The 16,617-nt window shown below is 34.6% G+C and carries 20 protein-coding genes and 1 tRNA gene; 7 read left to right on the top strand and 14 right to left on the bottom strand.

All coding sequences use genetic code 11. The features are described from left to right. Positions 1-37: 37 nt before the first annotated feature. From BMS_RS13400 to BMS_RS13410, 3 genes are all read left to right on the top strand, one after another. Positions 38-859: a sulfite exporter TauE/SafE family protein gene (locus BMS_RS13400; RefSeq protein ID WP_014245361.1), complete on the top strand. Its 822-nt coding sequence runs from the start codon at positions 38-40 to the stop codon at positions 857-859. A gap of 63 nt (positions 860-922) precedes the next feature. Continuing rightward, positions 923-999, top strand: a tRNA-Asp gene (locus tag BMS_RS13405). Positions 1,000-1,065: 66 nt separating this feature from the next. Further along, positions 1,066-1,377: a hypothetical protein gene (locus tag BMS_RS13410; protein ID WP_044557623.1), complete on the top strand. Its 312-nt coding sequence runs from the start codon at positions 1,066-1,068 to the stop codon at positions 1,375-1,377. Here BMS_RS13410 and BMS_RS13415 read toward each other — a convergent pair. The 3 genes from BMS_RS13415 to BMS_RS13425 form a co-directional block, all read right to left on the bottom strand. Next, positions 1,360-2,550, bottom strand: coding sequence for a hypothetical protein (locus BMS_RS13415; RefSeq protein ID WP_044557624.1), 1,191 nt, complete (start codon positions 2,548-2,550; stop codon positions 1,360-1,362). The genes BMS_RS13410 and BMS_RS13415 overlap by 18 nt on opposite strands. Positions 2,551-2,750: 200 nt before the next feature. Next, a complete protein-coding gene (locus BMS_RS13420) occupies positions 2,751-3,191 on the bottom strand; it encodes a GyrI-like domain-containing protein (RefSeq protein ID WP_014245364.1) in 441 nt (146 codons plus the stop codon). A gap of 36 nt (positions 3,192-3,227) precedes the next feature. After that, positions 3,228-3,680, bottom strand: coding sequence for a YaiI/YqxD family protein (locus BMS_RS13425; RefSeq protein WP_044557625.1), 453 nt, complete (start codon positions 3,678-3,680; stop codon positions 3,228-3,230). Positions 3,681-3,850: 170 nt separating this feature from the next. Between BMS_RS13425 and BMS_RS13430 the strand changes: the two genes are divergently transcribed. Further along, positions 3,851-4,138 (top strand): DUF6172 family protein, encoded by a 288-nt coding sequence (locus BMS_RS13430; RefSeq protein ID WP_014245366.1) that lies wholly within the window; start codon positions 3,851-3,853, stop codon positions 4,136-4,138. Positions 4,139-4,331: 193 nt separating this feature from the next. Here BMS_RS13430 and BMS_RS13435 read toward each other — a convergent pair whose 3' ends face one another. Both BMS_RS13435 and BMS_RS13440 read right to left on the bottom strand, forming a co-directional pair. Then, on the bottom strand, positions 4,332-5,498 hold the full coding sequence (locus BMS_RS13435; protein WP_014245367.1) for a hypothetical protein: 1,167 nt from the start codon (positions 5,496-5,498) through the stop codon (positions 4,332-4,334). Between the two features lie 197 nt (positions 5,499-5,695). Beyond that, positions 5,696-6,265, bottom strand: coding sequence for an NAD(P)H-dependent oxidoreductase (locus tag BMS_RS13440; protein ID WP_044557626.1), 570 nt, complete (start codon positions 6,263-6,265; stop codon positions 5,696-5,698). 85 nt (positions 6,266-6,350) lie between these two features. On the opposite strand from BMS_RS13440, the gene BMS_RS17130 reads away from it, so the two are divergent. Then, on the top strand, positions 6,351-6,908 hold the full coding sequence (locus BMS_RS17130) for a TetR/AcrR family transcriptional regulator (RefSeq protein ID WP_014245369.1): 558 nt from the start codon (positions 6,351-6,353) through the stop codon (positions 6,906-6,908). A gap of 13 nt (positions 6,909-6,921) precedes the next feature. Here the strand turns inward: BMS_RS17130 and BMS_RS13450 are convergent, their stop codons facing one another. From BMS_RS13450 to BMS_RS13460, 3 genes are all read right to left on the bottom strand, one after another. Then, positions 6,922-7,953: a S66 peptidase family protein gene (locus BMS_RS13450; protein ID WP_014245370.1), complete on the bottom strand. Its 1,032-nt coding sequence runs from the start codon at positions 7,951-7,953 to the stop codon at positions 6,922-6,924. Positions 7,954-7,957: 4 nt separating this feature from the next. Further along, complete coding sequence (locus BMS_RS13455) at positions 7,958-8,638, bottom strand: hypothetical protein (RefSeq protein ID WP_044557627.1); 681 nt, start codon at positions 8,636-8,638, stop codon at positions 7,958-7,960. A gap of 103 nt (positions 8,639-8,741) precedes the next feature. Continuing rightward, on the bottom strand, positions 8,742-9,641 hold the full coding sequence (locus tag BMS_RS13460; RefSeq protein ID WP_014245372.1) for a LysR family transcriptional regulator: 900 nt from the start codon (positions 9,639-9,641) through the stop codon (positions 8,742-8,744). A gap of 90 nt (positions 9,642-9,731) precedes the next feature. Between BMS_RS13460 and BMS_RS13465 the strand changes: the two genes are divergently transcribed. Beyond that, entirely contained in the window at positions 9,732-10,484 is a 753-nt protein-coding gene (locus BMS_RS13465) for an SDR family NAD(P)-dependent oxidoreductase (protein WP_014245373.1), read from the top strand. Positions 10,485-10,530: 46 nt separating this feature from the next. Here BMS_RS13465 and BMS_RS13470 read toward each other — a convergent pair whose 3' ends face one another. Beyond that, the gene (locus tag BMS_RS13470; RefSeq protein ID WP_014245374.1) at positions 10,531-11,229 is read right to left on the bottom strand and encodes a hypothetical protein; all 699 of its coding nucleotides are present in this window, start codon (positions 11,227-11,229) and stop codon (positions 10,531-10,533) included. A gap of 102 nt (positions 11,230-11,331) precedes the next feature. On the opposite strand from BMS_RS13470, the gene BMS_RS13475 reads away from it, so the two are divergent. Then, positions 11,332-11,961, top strand: a complete 630-nt coding sequence (locus tag BMS_RS13475) for a response regulator transcription factor (protein ID WP_014245375.1) — start codon at positions 11,332-11,334, stop codon at positions 11,959-11,961. On the opposite strand, the gene BMS_RS13480 is transcribed toward BMS_RS13475, so the two are convergent. From BMS_RS13480 to BMS_RS13500, 5 genes are all read right to left on the bottom strand, one after another. Continuing rightward, positions 11,945-13,825 (bottom strand): sensor histidine kinase, encoded by a 1,881-nt coding sequence (locus BMS_RS13480; protein WP_231853112.1) that lies wholly within the window; start codon positions 13,823-13,825, stop codon positions 11,945-11,947. The genes BMS_RS13475 and BMS_RS13480 overlap by 17 nt on opposite strands. A gap of 64 nt (positions 13,826-13,889) precedes the next feature. Further along, positions 13,890-14,477, bottom strand: a complete 588-nt coding sequence (locus BMS_RS13485) for a DUF3124 domain-containing protein (protein WP_014245377.1) — start codon at positions 14,475-14,477, stop codon at positions 13,890-13,892. Between the two features lie 78 nt (positions 14,478-14,555). Beyond that, positions 14,556-15,491 (bottom strand): hypothetical protein, encoded by a 936-nt coding sequence (locus BMS_RS13490; protein ID WP_014245378.1) that lies wholly within the window; start codon positions 15,489-15,491, stop codon positions 14,556-14,558. An 18-nt stretch (positions 15,492-15,509) separates the two neighbouring features. Then, complete coding sequence (locus BMS_RS13495) at positions 15,510-16,082, bottom strand: DNA-3-methyladenine glycosylase I (protein ID WP_014245379.1); 573 nt, start codon at positions 16,080-16,082, stop codon at positions 15,510-15,512. Between the two features lie 39 nt (positions 16,083-16,121). Then, complete coding sequence (locus BMS_RS13500) at positions 16,122-16,559, bottom strand: pseudoazurin (RefSeq protein ID WP_014245380.1); 438 nt, start codon at positions 16,557-16,559, stop codon at positions 16,122-16,124. Positions 16,560-16,617: the final 58 nt, after the last annotated feature.

A 16,617-nucleotide genomic window follows, 5' to 3' on the forward strand; every position in this document is an offset into this window, starting at 1 on the left:
AACTGTACAAGCTTACAAGATCACTATAAGATTAACTATGCTAATTCTCGGTCTTATTGTTACAGGTATTTTCGTAGGTCTTCTCTCAACTTTCTTTGGAGTTGGTGGTGGTATCCTTATCGTACCGACTCTCTACACGTTTTTTAGCTTCCTACCTGCTCAGGTGGTAATTGCAACCTCTTTAACTCTTATCTTCTTCAACTCCACTAGAAATACATATAACTTTACAAAAGCAGGCGTAAAACCAAATTTTAAGTTCGTTGCCCCCATTGCACTTGCTATGCTTATTGGAGTCATCGTTGGAGGAAGACTCGCCCTTATTCTTGATGCAAAAACTATTAAACTCATTTTTAGTATTTTTGTTTTCATCATTGCTATCAGAAATATTTTCAACAAAAATAAAGTAGCTGATCATAATAACTGGAGTCCAAAGTTTACATTTAAAACAATTTCCCTAGGGACACTTACCGGACTAGTAGGAGGACTCATTTCTGGCCTCACAGGACTTGGTGGCGGCGCTGTACTAATTCCCCTTTTTATACTCATACTCGATATCCCCTTTAAAAAACTCTCCGTCCACAGCAACGCCTGCATGGTGGTCGGAACATTTACTGGAATGCTCACCTACCTCATCCAACCGACTCCAACATTCGTTTTCAACTATAGAATTTTAGAAATGGGACAAGTCGGTTACGTTAACTTTTCAATAGTCATCGCACTATTCATTGGCTCAAGCCTCTCTTCTAAGTTAGGAGTCAACCTCACTCAGAAAGTTAGCCCACAAGTGGCGAATATGCTCTTCAGCATACTGCTGATGGTCATTTCAATAAAAACATTTGTATCTTCTCAATTATTTTAAAAAAAGATCATTTTCATATTGACTCTACGACCAGAAATACTTATATTAAATCTCACGAAATGCGGGGGAGTAGTTAAGTTGGTTATAACGTCGCCCTGTCACGGCGAAGGCCGCGGGTTCGAGTCCCGTCTCTCCCGCCATTTTATACTTGATCAGATACCAACTATCATGATCATAAAAAAGCCCAGTTTAACGACTGGGCTTTTTTGTTTCTAGACTCAAATCAATCAAAACCATATACATCAAGACTCAAAAGTTGCTTAAAAATAGGAGAAGTTAATGATCAAATAGAGGTGAAGCTTATTAAATTTATTCTATCAACTTCTGAAAGTAGCGGCGAATTGATTAAAGAAATACATACGGAATTAAATACACTGCAAAGACTTCGAGGTAGAGGAAAAGCCCATGGTAACTGGCAAGTTCCAGATGGGTCTTTGATTGAAGATGCCGAGAATAGATTAATCAGAGTAATTAATGCTCTAACAAAACTCAAAGAACATCTAGAAAAGATTAACTAAAACGATAACACCTAGTAAAAATACAAAGGAAAATCTAAAGTTCTCAAAAATCAAAATCAGTAGTCCCTCAAAAAAAGTTGGAAGTCTCTTATCTTCTTGCCGGTATTTCGTCTCTACAAGATTCTGAGATCTATTTGAAAGGCTAGGCCATTCCTCCTCTATCAAACTATCCTCTTTAAAAACATGAGGTTCAGACTCCTTACAGTCTTCTATAGTAACACTGACAGCCTTCATTTCTTCAATAACTGACTCAATATTTCTTTTTGGTATCTCAGCCTTGACCACACTATTAACAAGGTGTCTTGAATTGCCCCATCTTGAAATATCGACAGCATCATTTTGCTTTTCTACTTTTCTTTCTTCGACTGGCGTCGCTCTTATTTTTTTCACTTCCTTTCGGTTAGAATCTTTTTCCCTCTCTATTCCCTCGATATAAAACCCTGTCCCTTCTAGGTCTCTACTAGAGACATCTCCCCTTGGAATCAATATCCCAACAGACTTCTTACGACCAATCCTTCTCTTACAATCATTTAGTAACTGCTGCTGCTCTTCAACCATTAGAACTCTATTAGGTATATCTGGAAATTTAGGAACTAGAATGGCTATAATTTGAAGACTTTTACTATTTAGATATCTTATTTTCTTCGGACACAGAGAGCTCGAAACAATAGCCTCTAGGGCAACTTTCCCCTTTCTATTCTCACTAACTAAGTCCGCGATGACGTCAACGATCTTCATTCCTTTCTCTAATTTTTGAGACTCAGAAAAAGACATCTCACCTCTAGGATTTCTATATTTAACAGTATAGCCTTGACTAGATCCTGGCTTTATACACTTCAGTTCACTCAACTGCGTTAGTGCTATTTTGAAAAACTGGTGTTCATAGGACTCATTACTTCCAAGAGGCGGCTCTTTTGAGTTTTTCTTCAGTCTAAAAAAAGGGCCATTTTTACTCGTCGATTGACTCACTCGAATATCTTTTGAGCCAGGTAAGTACAAGCATCGATCTTTTAGCTCTTTCTCTGAGCTATTGTTAATCTGAAGTAAGTTATGAAGTACTCCACTTTTCACTTGCTCTGCAGAAACAAGAAACTCTCGACTTTGATACCTAAGTGATGCATGTAGCAGTGAGTACTTAGCTTTTTTCTTTTTAAACTTAACGGAATAGCCCAAATGATCTCCTTGATAAGGACTAATCACATATATCATACTCAAAATTTTTCACAACAAAAAAACAACACATCGCAACAAGAAAAACAAATAAAGTAAGACGTACTATCGTTATGTTAGAGATTTCGTATTACCGGTATCGAATCTTTAATATCCCCGCCAATTTAAATACAAAATTGGAAAAAGTTATAAGACACCGCCAACTACTGTATTCCGATATAAACTTTTACGGAATTTGGCCCATCATAAAGTTCAAAATCTGTTTTATAAAGACGCTTAAACTCTGAATCTTCATCAGAGAAGTAATTCCAAATATCAGTCCATACTTGAATCACGGCCTGTGGCATTTCACCTTGTGCAGTAAAAACAAGGTATTTTCCTGCTTCTATCGCCACAGCTTCTGTTCCATCAACTTTCTTTTCTGAGGCGGCCGTTACATTAAACTCGCCAGAGTGATCAGACTCATAGGATGAATAAATTCCATAGACAAGTTCTTCTTTATTAAGGAGAGGAGCAACTTCTGAATAAAAGCTTCCCCATAGATTTCCTATTTTCGCAGTCTCTTGGTTCATCTCATTTTCATTCTTAGTACGGATCGTGAGGCCATAGACTAATTTTAATTCATTAATTGTTTCTACTTTCATTGAATTAACCTTTTGATCACTCGAAAGACTAGTGATCTACTTGTAGCCCTTTTGAGCGAGTATTTTACTTAGTGAATTGGCGAAGTTTTCTTTGTCCTTAGCACCAAAAGGTTCAGGACCTCCAGTTACAACTCCACTATCTCTTAAGTCTTTCATAAAATCACGCATAGAGAGCCTCTCACCTATATTCTCATCATCGTATAGCTCTCCACGAGGATTTATTGCCACAGTTCCTTTTTCCACAACTTGAGCAGCAAGTGGAATATCTGCTGTAACCACTAAATCTTCTGGAGCAATATGGTTCGCAATATACATGTCAGCAACATCGTCGCCGCTTTCAACTTTTACAAATGAGATCAGCTTATGAAAAGGAACATTCATATAAGAATTCGCTACCAGACAAATAGGAATCTCCAAACGAAGGCAGCTCTTAAATAAAAGCTCCTTTACAATTTTGGGACAAGCATCTGCATCAACCCAAATTTTCATATAACTCCTCTCAAGCATCAGTAAAGTCCTCTAAACGTTTTTAAACTATAACAAATAGAAGCTGAAAATTACAATTTATCGATTCACATTATAAATCCTCTTATGGTACTTCATAGTTTCAAGATAACTCTTCCCTCTAACTTTAGAGAAGCACATAAGGCACAAAACTAATGAAAAAAATATTTAATCTTACAGCTCCAAATAAGAAACCAGAGCGCCAGGCTGACTCCGTAAAATATGAAATAAAGAAATACATAAAGAGAGAGCGCCGCAAAGAACTCCCAGAGGGACATAGCTGTTGGGAGCTTGATTGTAAAATTGGCAAAGATCAAAACCAAGCACAAGTAATAACACCAGATAGGTTCAGCTCAATGATCGATGAGTTTGTAGCTCAAGGGTGTGAATCTATTTACGTCGAAGTTCTAAGTCGTGCGGGACATAGACCAAAGAAAAAATAAGATTAAAGCTTGTCTCTTACATAACAATTATATATAAACACTTTATCAAATATCTCTCCGGAGATATTTGTAGAAAAGCCAGGGTTAACCCACTCTGGCTTTTTGTATTTCTAAAACTTCCTTGATAAAAACCAAATATAATCAAACTACTCACTAAAGTATTCAATTTCTCTTACTAATTTATAAAAGTGAGCTATTCAAAAGGTAAACCTAAAATCACAACAGCAAGACAGAAAAGTCCAACAAATAAAGAGAAGCTTAACCTTGATAGAGATCTGCGAAAGTAATACTTAGCTGAAGAAATACATTGAAGCAGATAATAAAGTGCAAACCCCTTAGATGCGAGAGAGATAACTTCAAATATATTAAACGACCAAATAATAACAAGTATTAAAATAGCGATTAAAATATATGAGTTTCTTTCAGAAATCTTACCTTTAGAAAACTCTCCTATTAAACCTCCACATCCACTCATATCTGCGAGTGCTGCACTCAATTGACTAGAAAGAGCGGCAAGAAGAATTAAAACAGGAGCAACTCTAAAAACATGTTTTGCAGCATCAATAACAGAGGTCTCCTCTATCGCCCCACTAAGTGGATACAAAATAAATACACTAGAAAAAAGGATTATAAAGAGAAGATAAATTCCAGTACTTATTAACTGAGCATTTCTCATACTTGTGACTCTTATTTTACTCGAGTAGCTAGATCCTAAATAGCGACTAGTCTCAAACCCTTGGACCATAATAACAAGTCCAAGAAGGACTCTAATAACATCAAAATCAAAAGCTTTCTCCTGAGCAACTGGTGAGTCATTTTGAATATTAAAAACAATCAAAGAAACTAAGAAAGTAAAAATTATGGAGAGCTTAATATTTACGGATATTGACTCAACTTTCTCTAATGACTTAAAACCATGCTGATGGCCGTAATACGCAATACTGCAAACGATTAAAGTGGTTAAGCCTCTCTCTAAGTCAAGGCCATGTAAAGAGGTTGCCTTTAAAATGAATGAACTTAATAAGTATAAATAATATGAAACAGAGAGTATGTATGCGATAGATAAGAAAATATCGCTTAGTTTCTCGCTAATGTAGCTAGAGCTATTCTCTTCCACATTTTGAATATTCCATCTAATGATAATACCAATACAGTAAGTCGCACAACAAAGCCCAAGCATTAAGAGATAGCTATATTTAGAGTTTAAGGAGTTTAAAATTGGAGCTGCAATTAAAAAACCACTCCCTATTATAGAGGCAAGTGGAGTTATTGTTGCTCTCCAAGTTTCGTTACTAGAGACTTTTTTATTGAAGAAAAATCCTAAAAAGATAATACATATAAAGAGGTAAACTAAATCCATACGAGAACTTTACCTGATAATATATCAATTTTCAGTCCTTATTTTTCTAATTTCTAATAAGTTTTATCTTTAAAGAACTATCGACTGGTTTCTCAACAAACCATGGGAATTGACTAAGTCATACAGCTTCTTATAATCAATTTTCCTCGCAATTTTTTCACCATTGATAGCTACTAGCAAAAAGTCCAAACACTTCACTAAGAATCTAGTTTCTTCATTTTTTCTATCCAAGCACTTCTTTTTTCTTCGCTAGATTTTATAACGGGGCCAATATAGATAATCTTCTTTGTCTTGATTCCACAGAAACTTAGAATCAGGTTCTTCAATGTTCTCACTCCTAAATTTCCTTGAAAGTACCTATAATACCAAGGGGGAGTGTCTAGAGTCGTAATTATTGAGGCTGTTTTTCCCTTTAATAACTTCGTCGGAAGAGTCTTTCCTTCTTCAAATTTAAAAGCAAAGCCAGGAAGTAATACTCTATCAAAGAAACCTTTTAATTTTGCGGGAAGAGTTCCCCACCAAGTTGGATAAAAAATAGTGATGTGATCAGCTTCCTTAATAAGACTTTGACACTCAAGCAGAGAATCCTCTAAAGGCATTATTTCTTTGTATCCCATCTCTAAGATAGGATTAAAGTCTAATACTGATAAGTCTACAACATTCACTTTATCACCACTCTTTTTACGGGCCTCTATGTAAGAAAGCGAAAGAGAGTGAGTTAAAGAAGAGCTATCTGTATGTCCTTGTATCACTAATATATTTCTCATCTTTACCCTTGTCACAAATATTAACGGTTGATAACATATTATGTGAACATATGTTTACATTCAATATAAAAATAGAGAATTTACAATGAACAAAAGAAAATTAGATACTTATCATCACGGAGACCTAAGAAGTGACATTATTGAAAAGTCTAGCTCTATTATTGCTAAGAATGGCTCTCTAGATTTCTCTATTCGAGATATAAGTAAATTATGTGGTGTATCACCTGCTGCGATTTACAGACATTTTAAAACAAGAAATGAAATCGTGGTGACTATTGCACTTGAAGGTATAAAAATTCTAAAAAATAATTTTGAAGAAATACGTCTCTCCAAGAATCCTAGTCTCATAAAGTTAGGTATGGCCTATATTTCTTTTGCAAAAGAGTATGAAGGTTTCTTTAGAGCAATGAACTTTAGACAGATCGCAGAGATGAAAGAATATACTGAAGTTGAGACAATCTCTGAACAATTAATATCTTATATTTTTGAATTTGTAGCAAAAGGAACTCCCACAAATAAGGTTAAGATGAATACTCAAACATTAATTGCCTACGTACATGGAGCCTCATTTCTAAGTATTGATGGATGTATTAATCTCAAAGAAAAAGAAATTGAGAAGTCTCTAAAGGCCATTCTTAACTAAATAGTTCAGCCCATTACTCCACAAAGGATTCTTTGATTTCAAAGCGAACATCAAAATCATCATTGGCCACAATCTTAACACTTACTCTTTGAGCGATTGTATGCATCGGTATCGTATGGGAGCAATCAAATTCAGATATGATTGGATAGTCTCTCTGTCCAACAATTTCCAGTAATAAATCATTAAGATCAAAGGGAGCACCTTCATTATTAGGCATCTCGGGTTTCCCCATAATCAATCCTGCAATTTGATCAAAAACACCTATGAGCTTAAGCTGCGTCAAGCTTCTCTCTTCCTTTGACCATGGCGCGGCCATTTCTTCAATTAGTAGAATTTTTCCTGATAACTCTGGGAAATAATTTGTCCCAGCACTTGAAATGAGAGTGTTTAGGTTTGCAATGACAATCTCAGCTTCTGCCTTACCGGCATTTAAAACACGCCATCCATCGTTCTTACTCCACTCTCTTGGAATATTCTTCCAATCACCATTGGACCAGTCTCTAAAATGATTACTCCACCTAGAGAATGGTTTTATTTCTCTAGGTGAATTATTTGTATTCATAGAGGCCTGTAGAAAAGAGTCGATACTCTCTTCTATTCCATTTGGGTACTCTCCAAACCAAGTCATAATAGCTGGGCCATAGAATGTACTTAATCCAGAATATTTAAGAATCGAAAGATGGAGTGACGTTACATCACTATATCCGCATATGATCTTTCTCTTCTCTCTGATTAGATCAAAATCTAAATAGGGAATCATACTATTTGAATTCATTCCGCCAATTGTTGATATAAGACACTTTACTTCACTATCTTCTATCAGCTCCATAAACTCATTCGCTCTTTCTCTGGGTGTTCCTGAGCGATAACCTTGCGATGATCTATTCTGAGTAAGGCTTCCTAGTTTCACTTTGAAACCTAGTGCTTCAATATTTTTTACACCATTAACAAAGAGCTCTTCATTAGCCTTATAAGCAGGAGATGAAGGAGTGAAGATACCAATTGTATCTCCTTTTTCTAACTTATAAGGCTTAATTATTTTCATTTGATTATAATTGCCAACGATAAAGAGCCGCGACAACATAGTCCTTTGTCACTAATAGATAAGGTCTATACTCATAATTCTCGTTATAAAGCGCATTAGTAAAATCTATTGTAACAAGTGACTCTGAAGAGTTCGCTTCGGCTTGAGTCGTAACAAAGTTTTGAACAACCTTTAAGCTAGAGTCTAAAACTGTTACCTTCTCTCCATTTGAGTTTGTATTATAATTATAATAGTAAGCTTCAAAACTTAATGGTTCCGTTAAGTTTCCATTACCATAAAATTTAATCTGATTATAAAATTTAATGAGATCAGTGAAAAAGTCACTACCCATTCCGTATCGAGATAACATTGCCCTATAATCACTACCTTTAAATAAAGTACTACCATTTTGAAGTATCGTACGTACTTCATTCTCGTTCAAATTACTTGGCCTCAAACTTCTAGTACTATATTTACCTTCTCTCTTAAAAACTCTGAACCAAAGATTCCCCTCAGCCTCATTAGTTTTAATTAACTCTAGCCCATTACTATTAATTAAAGTAACTGCTTCTCCTAATTCCTTATTCTGATTCTGACCTAGCTCTACCCAACACTCTCTCTCAAATAAACAAACCTTTTGATTATTAGATGCCAAAATATTTGAACCTGAAAGTAATAAACAACAAATAAGAAATAGCTTTCTCATGGATCTCCCCTTTAAATACCTATAATTATAAAAATGAAATACCACAGGGAAATTAACATAAAAATATTTATGTAATCATTACACTGAATAGAAAGTTAATACTTTAGGCCAAATACTCTTTTAAGATCTCTTCACACCAATTCATAAAAACCTTAACACGAGAAGGTATCCTCTCTCGATTAGTATAAAGTAAGTAGACGTTCATTGGTGGCATCTCATATTTCTTTAAAACTTGAATCATTTCTCCAGATTCAAGATATTTCAAAATCCCAATCTCAGGAACTTGGATAATTCCTAGCCCAGCTAGGCAGGCCGCTTGATAAGAAACTGTATTATTGACTGTCGCAAATGTCTTCATCTTAATCATTTTCACACGACTTCCATCTAGATACTCAAAGCCATCCTTACCAGAGCCAAAATTCTGTAAGTAACATACTTGATAATGCTTATGTAGCGAATCCAAGGAGCGAGGGATACCGTACGTATCAGCATAAGAGCGACTTACGCAATTTACAATCTTATGCTTTCCTATTCTTTTAGCAATTAGACTACTATCTTTTAACTTTCCAGCACGAATAACAAAATCAATGCCTTCTGCAACGAGGTCTAAATCCCTATCACTAGATCCAATCTCTAATTTTATTTCAGGATATTGTAAGCTAAATTCTGGTAAGCGAGGAATGATGACTCTCTCTGCGAGAATCGTTGCCATATCAACTCTAACTCTCCCCTCAACAGTGCTTGATATACCAGTGAATGAAGATTCTAGGTCTATTAAATCACTTAGAACATTCTGCGCCTTCTCATACAGAAGATGTCCTTCATCAGTTACTGATACTTTTCTTGTTGTTCTTTTAAGTAACTCTGTTCCAAGATCTTCTTCAAGTCTCTTAATGGAATCAGAGACAGTGGATCTTGGAATATTCAATGCTTCTGCTGTCTTAGAAAAGGAAAGAGTCTCGCATAGTTTTACATAAATACTTAATACTTCAGGCTTAATCATAATAATCCGATTTTCACTAACAATATTTTAACATTATCACTATTTATCCGTTTAAATCAAACAGATAAAATCATATAAAAAGGAGATTATATGAAAATAGCACTTATTACAGGAGGAAGTAGAGGGTTAGGAAGAGAGGCCGCAATAAATATGGCAAAGAAAAATACGGCCGTCATCATAACTTATCTAAGCAATGAAGTTGAAGCTCAAAAAACTGTAGATCAAATAAAGACGCTAGGTGGAGTAGCTTATGCCCTTAAACTGAATACAGCAAAAGCCGATAGCTTTGATTTATTCGTAAGTGAGTTAACAAATTTATTGCAAACGAATTTAAAGACTAAAAGCATTGATTATCTACTAAATAATGCAGGAATTGGTCGCTATAGCTCAATTATAGAAACAAGTGAGGACACTTTTGATGAGTTAATGAATATTCATCTCAAGGGAGTCTTCTTTCTTACCCAAAAACTAATACCTTTAATTAACTCTGGTGGAAAGATATTAAACATCTCTTCTGGTCTAACGAGGTTTTCTTATCCAGGCTATGCCGCCTATGCAATGATGAAGGGTGCCATCGAAGTATTTACAAGGTACCTAGCAGTTGAACTTGGGGAAAGAAGAGTTAATGTAAATTGCCTCGCTCCTGGGGCGATCGAAACAGACTTTGGAAATGGTGCTGTTAGGGATAATAAAGAACTCAACAACAAGATTGCTGAGCAGACTCCTCTAGGCAGAGTTGGTCTACCCACTGATATTGGTCCAATTATTTCAGAGCTTCTGTGCGATGAGATGAAGTGGATTAATGGTCAAAGAATTGAAGCTTCAGGCGGGATTCATAGTTAGATTATAGAAGAAATTAGCGCTGATATTATTCAGCGCTATATTTTTCTTATTTTAATCCAACTGCATTCTTTGCCTTAGAAAATAGTTTATCTCCAATAGCAAAACCAACAGATACACCTACAGAATAATCATGTAATTTATCAGGAGTATCTCCTTTAAATTCGAGAATTCTATTATTCTTTAAATAGTCCCCTTCTGTTTTTCTATATTTAGTATAAGATCCAAAAACCTTATAGCTAATAGACTCAACCCATGATGAACTCTGAGTGTATTGCTTAAATTGAACTCCTAGCTTTCCTCCATAGCCCCATGACTCATGAGAATTGTCCTCTGTTTTTCCAGTTGTTAAGTCAGTAAACTTTGCAGAGTTATCCGCCGAAGTATGATTATAAAAAACTCCCGCAAACGGTGCCCAAGACCAAGTTCCACTTTCTGAGTAAATATGGTACTTAAGTGTCGGCCCTACACTCACTGAGTGCCAATTGTAGTCATCCCCATTAGCGCTTTGAAGATAAGAAAAATTAAAGTCTTTTTGTCTTCCTATAGAATACATTGTATCTAGAGAGAAATCCCAGTTTACCCACTGATGACCAAGAGAAGCTTCTGTTAAAAAAGACTGACTTGATTTGTAAGACTTAGAATCACCTTTAAGCTGCTTGTGAAGAACTCCACCTGAGAGCTCTAAGTAACCTCCAGCCCATGAGGGTAGTGAAAATAGTAGTAGTGTTAACGATAAATATTTCATATAAACCTCCGTTTTATTCTTCTATTCTCCCTCCATATTAAAGTTTTTTGATGTGTCAAAATGTCACATTTTCAAGCTCTGAATAAGTGATATAATCTCTTTATGAACCTATTAATCGTAGAAGATGAAAAAGTTTTATTGGATAAGTACAGTGACTACCTAAAGGAAGTATTCTCTTCAATAAGAACAGCTAGAAGTAAAGAAGATGCCTTTCAACTTATTGAAGAGCACGAATTTGATGTGGCGTTAATTGACTACAACCTTCCCGACGGCAAGGGCCTAGATATACTTAGGGAATACCCTAAAAATGGTGATGCCCCAGTTTTTATAATGCTCACTGCTTACTCCAAGGAAAGACTTGCTATAGAGTGTTTAAATATTGGAGTCTATAAATATTTAGAAAAGCCAATTGATAAAAAAGAACTTATTCATACTTTAATTGAAGCTAGAGAAGAGGCTTCAAATAGGGATACAATAAGAAGTTTGAAAAGAAAATTTACTATTTCTGAAAGAGTTGCAAATGTGCTCGTTGAAAAGTATCAAATTTCAAATAGAGAGCTAGAAGTACTAAAGTCTATTATTATACATGGTAAGAATAAGATTGTGGCCGAAAAACTATTTATTAGCCAAGGGACAGTAAGGAACCACTTAAGCAATATTTTCCAAAAAGTACATGTAAATACAAAAGAGCAACTTAATGGATTAATTGAAGATCTTAACTCAAAGAATTAGTCTTCCTAGGAATTTTGAAAGTGAAACAATTAAGCCCATCAGAATGTGAATAGAGCAAATCTCCACCAATACTTTTGGCCACGTCTTGAGCAATAGCGATTCCCATCCCTCTTCCAATTCCTTCCTTACTTGAGTAGAGACTATCGAATATCTTATGAGACTCTTCTATGGCTCCTCCCTCATTAGAGATTTTAATGTAAATACTATCTTCTACTTGCTCAATAGAGACTTCAATCTTCTTTGAAGTACTTTTGTGGCTTACTATATATTCAATAGCATTATCTAATATATTAGAGATTGCTCCAAGTAATTCAGTTTTTGATGCATAAATAGCATACTTCGCATTTTCGTTATCAAAGTTAAGATTAATATTAACTTCAGCACTACTGGCCATTGAATCATACATGGAAACTAAGTCTTTTATCATCGCCCTTAAGGAGATCTCCTCTTTGACTGAAAGATTATTTCGAGACCCTAACTTTCCCGCAACAACTTTTAATCTCTCAAGAGCATGAGAAGCTTTTTCAAGTTCATTCTTTGCGAGATGAAAATCTTTTGATTTTAAGAAATTCTCTGCATCATCTAAACAATACATCAAAATGGCCAAGGGATTTTTAAGTTCATGGGCCATCTTAGCAGAATACTCTCCTAGCTCACTCACCTTCCTCATCCTCTGTATGGAATCTAAAAGCTTAATCTTCTCCTCTTCAATTTCTCTTTGTTTTATAATATATTCGTTAAGCTCTGTACTCATTTCATTGAAGGCCAACATCACTTGACCTATCTCATTTTTTGGAATTTTACTGTCAATTCTCTTTGAAAAATCACCTTTCCCAACAAGAATTGCTCTATCTTGTAACACTTTTAGTTGAGGGAAAATTCTTAAAAATAAAATACACATTATTAGTAAGATAAAAACACCAATAATAATGACTGAAGTAACTACAATTCGAAGTCTATCGGCTCTCTCTCTCGTTTCTAGATCTAGCTGTATTTCACGAAAACTTTGCCAACTAGGCACAAGGTGGGTATTGAGATGATGTGAAACTTCATTCTTTATGGATTTTATCTCAGCTTCAATGCTCTCTTTAGTACTTAAAGTTCTTTCTATTTGGAACTTTATACTCTGTAGATTTTCAAAACTTCTTATCAAATGACTTTTTAATTTTTCATTTAACTTTGTAGATTTTATTTTCTCAAAGGCTCCAGTAAATTTACTTTTTAAGTTTACATCCCTAGTTTGCTCAAAATTTTTCCAACTGATTAGCCAATCCGAGAAATCCATTAACTCTTTCAACTCTTGAAATTTCTCCTGTTGCACATAGGAAATATCTAAAGAATTACGGACCTTTTCAAAAAATGGTATATCCTGTGCCCACTTTGAAAGAGTCGTCTTGAAACCTGGTAGAAACTCTTGCCCATTCTTCATTCGAGTAACAATTTCAGTACTCAATTTCTTTTCAATTTCATCCCATGTTTGTTTCTCTACAATCGACTCTTTATTCAATCGCTCTCTACTTAGAAGTAAACTTCTATTTAGAACTTTCATTCGATCTAATTTCTTCTTAGGGTGAGAGAGCTTTAGCTCACTTAACTCATCAGTCTCTGCGATCTGCATATAACTATTATTTAAGTCATTTAAGGTAGAGCTAACCTCCTTCATACTATTAAGAGGAAAACTTGAAATTAATTTATACTTAGAAATATAATTTACAATCAAAAGACTTTTCTCAAGATCCTTTTTTGATCTTTGCCAATCTTCTTCGATTTGGTCTTGCCCATCGTTAAGAATAAAGCCAACTCCACCTAATAAGACTGAAATAATTAAAAATGTAAGTAAAAGAAATGTTGAGCGTAGTCCCATAGAGATCATCATATCTCACTTTACATCTAAAGGCCTATGTCAATTTGACACATTTTTAGAAGAATTATGGTGTATTTTCGGTGCTAGATTGCTCACCTTGCCCAGAGTAGATAACACCTCGACTCGTAAAGACGTATGACTTTCCATAGGCACCCGATGATGTCATTACCGCTTCAAATATTGGAGGTATTATTTTATCTTTTGAAGAGAAGATTACAATGAAGTTAGCACCAGAGCCTCCCTCAACATCACTTCTTTGAACAAAGACTTCTCTTGTTTCTAGAGGAGCAAGGGTAACTCCCTCTTTAAAATAACTTCTAATTAGATTACCTGAAGTATTATAATATAGAACTTTTTCTATTTGTAATGAGTTCTTTAAATCTATATTCCTAAGACTTAAGGTAATGGCCATTGGTAAGCTCTCACCTTTTGACTCATAAATATTTGAGTATGCAGGAACATAACTATAGATCAATTTCTTATCGCTATTTAATTTAAAAGACTTTGAGATATCTTCATTAAGCCCTTCAACGACTTCGTAAGAAACACTATAAGATTTCGAAGGTTGTAAATACTGTGAAAAGTTTTTTGCAAGAAAAACAAGAGTAATCATACTTATAACTATAGATATTGTTTTTACTTTCTCTAACATTTATTCCTCTTTATAATCTTATTCTTTAATGTAGAATCTAATTCTTTTATACTCTCACCAAAAAAATATTATTACTATCTAAAATTCGCCAAATGCAACTTCAAGCTTTAAATATGCTCCGTGAACTTGCTTAAAATTCTTTTCTCTCGAAAAAGAAATATATGGACCCAAGTCGTAATAAAGCCAATCTTTATGAAGCTTTTGTCTATAGTTAATAAAGAATCTCAAGTTTGTTAAATAAAAATGAGGTTTATTTTCGTAATCAAATCTAAAGTTGTACTCAATTGATCTTCTCTTAGACAGAAAATATATATACGAAGGACCTGTCGAAAGAGATACTATATTTGTACTTTCTCTCCATCCTTGCTCCACGACGTAGCGAAATGTACTTATATCGTTAATCTTCTTACTTAAAGTTATTCCAGAAGATTGAGAAAAACGATCTCTACTATACCACTCACTTCCCAAGTAAGTTGTCATATTAAAGTATTGAAAACTATCTTCTCTTGAAAAATAAAGCTTTGAAAAGATTTGAGGCTGGCTTGATACAGTTAACCCGGCCGATGTTCTCATGGAAGCTAACTTACTTAACTTTAGAAAGTGGTGAAGATTTGCTTCTACCTTTTCTTCAACTTTTCGATTATCACTACTATCGACTTCCCCTTCATCGGAGTTTCCATTTACAGGTGTTTTATTATTACTGTCAAAGGATAACTGTAAGGACTTTGAAAGCCTAGGGAGTCTCAAGCTCAGTCTATAGTTAATTTCATTTAGAAATTGGCCATCATTAGAAAAAGAAACTTTATTAAAAAAATATATTCTGGAACCGGTATCTTTATTAAGCTCTTTTTCAGTAAAAACAAAATTATCTAATCTGTTGACACTCTTTCCAAATTTTTCAGAAATCATTGAATGTCCAGAGTCTATCTTTTCTTTGAAACTACCTTGAGCACAAACCTCTCCCCCACGGCATAAGAAAATAATAATGAAAATTTTAATATGGAGCTTTAGCATATATATAGTCTATAGTATCTAGACTAAATCTCGCAAATAACAACTCTTTGCATGGTCATTAACCATTCCCATCGCTTGCATGAAAGCATACATTGTCGTAGGTCCCACAAACTTCCAGCCTCTTCTTTTTAAATCTTTAGATAGAGCGATTGACTCTTCAGAAGTCGAAATATCTTTAGTGCTTTTTCTTTTTTGTTTTGGCTTAAAGCTCCAAAAGTAATTTGCAAGACTGTCATATTCTTTAATGATCAACTTGGCCATTTTTGCATTATTGATAGTAGCTTCAATTTTTCCACGGTGCCTAATAATACCTTCATCTTTCAAAAGTCTTTCGACATCGCTTTCCTTAAACTTTGAAACTTTATTAAAGTCAAAATTTTTAAAGGCCTTTCTAAAATTCTCTCTCTTAGTTAGAATTGTTCTCCAACTCAGCCCAGACTGAAAACCTTCCAGACAGATTTTCTCAAATAATCTTTGATCATCGTGTACAGGAAAACCCCACTCTGTATCGTGATAGCTCATGTACTCTGGAGTCGCTATACACCACTTACATCTCTTTTTTCCATCTTCACACTTTACTGCCGTAACCATTACTTACTCCAATGAAATATAAAGAGGTATTCTCTCAGTTTATTTTAATTCTCTCAAGTACTCACTCAACCTTTCTTTATTCATAGAGACTTTCTTCTTATATTTATTAGAAAATTCAATGGCATGATCTAAGTTCATAACTTTTCCAACCTGTATAACTCCAACCATTCCCATTACATAATGATTTTTACAATCATAGATATAAATCCCCTCTTTATTGAAGGTTACTTCAATTTCCTTATTCCCTTTCATCTCCCAACTCTTTGCATCCTTTGGAATAAAAATCGAACGAGGATGATGTCCTCTTGTTGATGGAAGAAATTTCACAGTGTCTCCCACATTAATCTTAAGAACACTTGGATTGAATATCATTAACTCTTTTCCTTCTTTATTTAACATTTTCACCTCATAAGTTGCGGCAAAAGTTTTCGAAAAGAGAAGACACATAATAAGAATTTTGAATAAATTTAACTTCATTTATAACTCCATAAAAAAAGGCCTAGATTACTCTAGGCCTTCAAATCCAAGGAAGGAT

The organism is Halobacteriovorax marinus SJ (assembly GCF_000210915.2).
In the GTDB taxonomy this organism is placed as follows: domain Bacteria; phylum Bdellovibrionota; class Bacteriovoracia; order Bacteriovoracales; family Bacteriovoracaceae; genus Halobacteriovorax; species Halobacteriovorax marinus.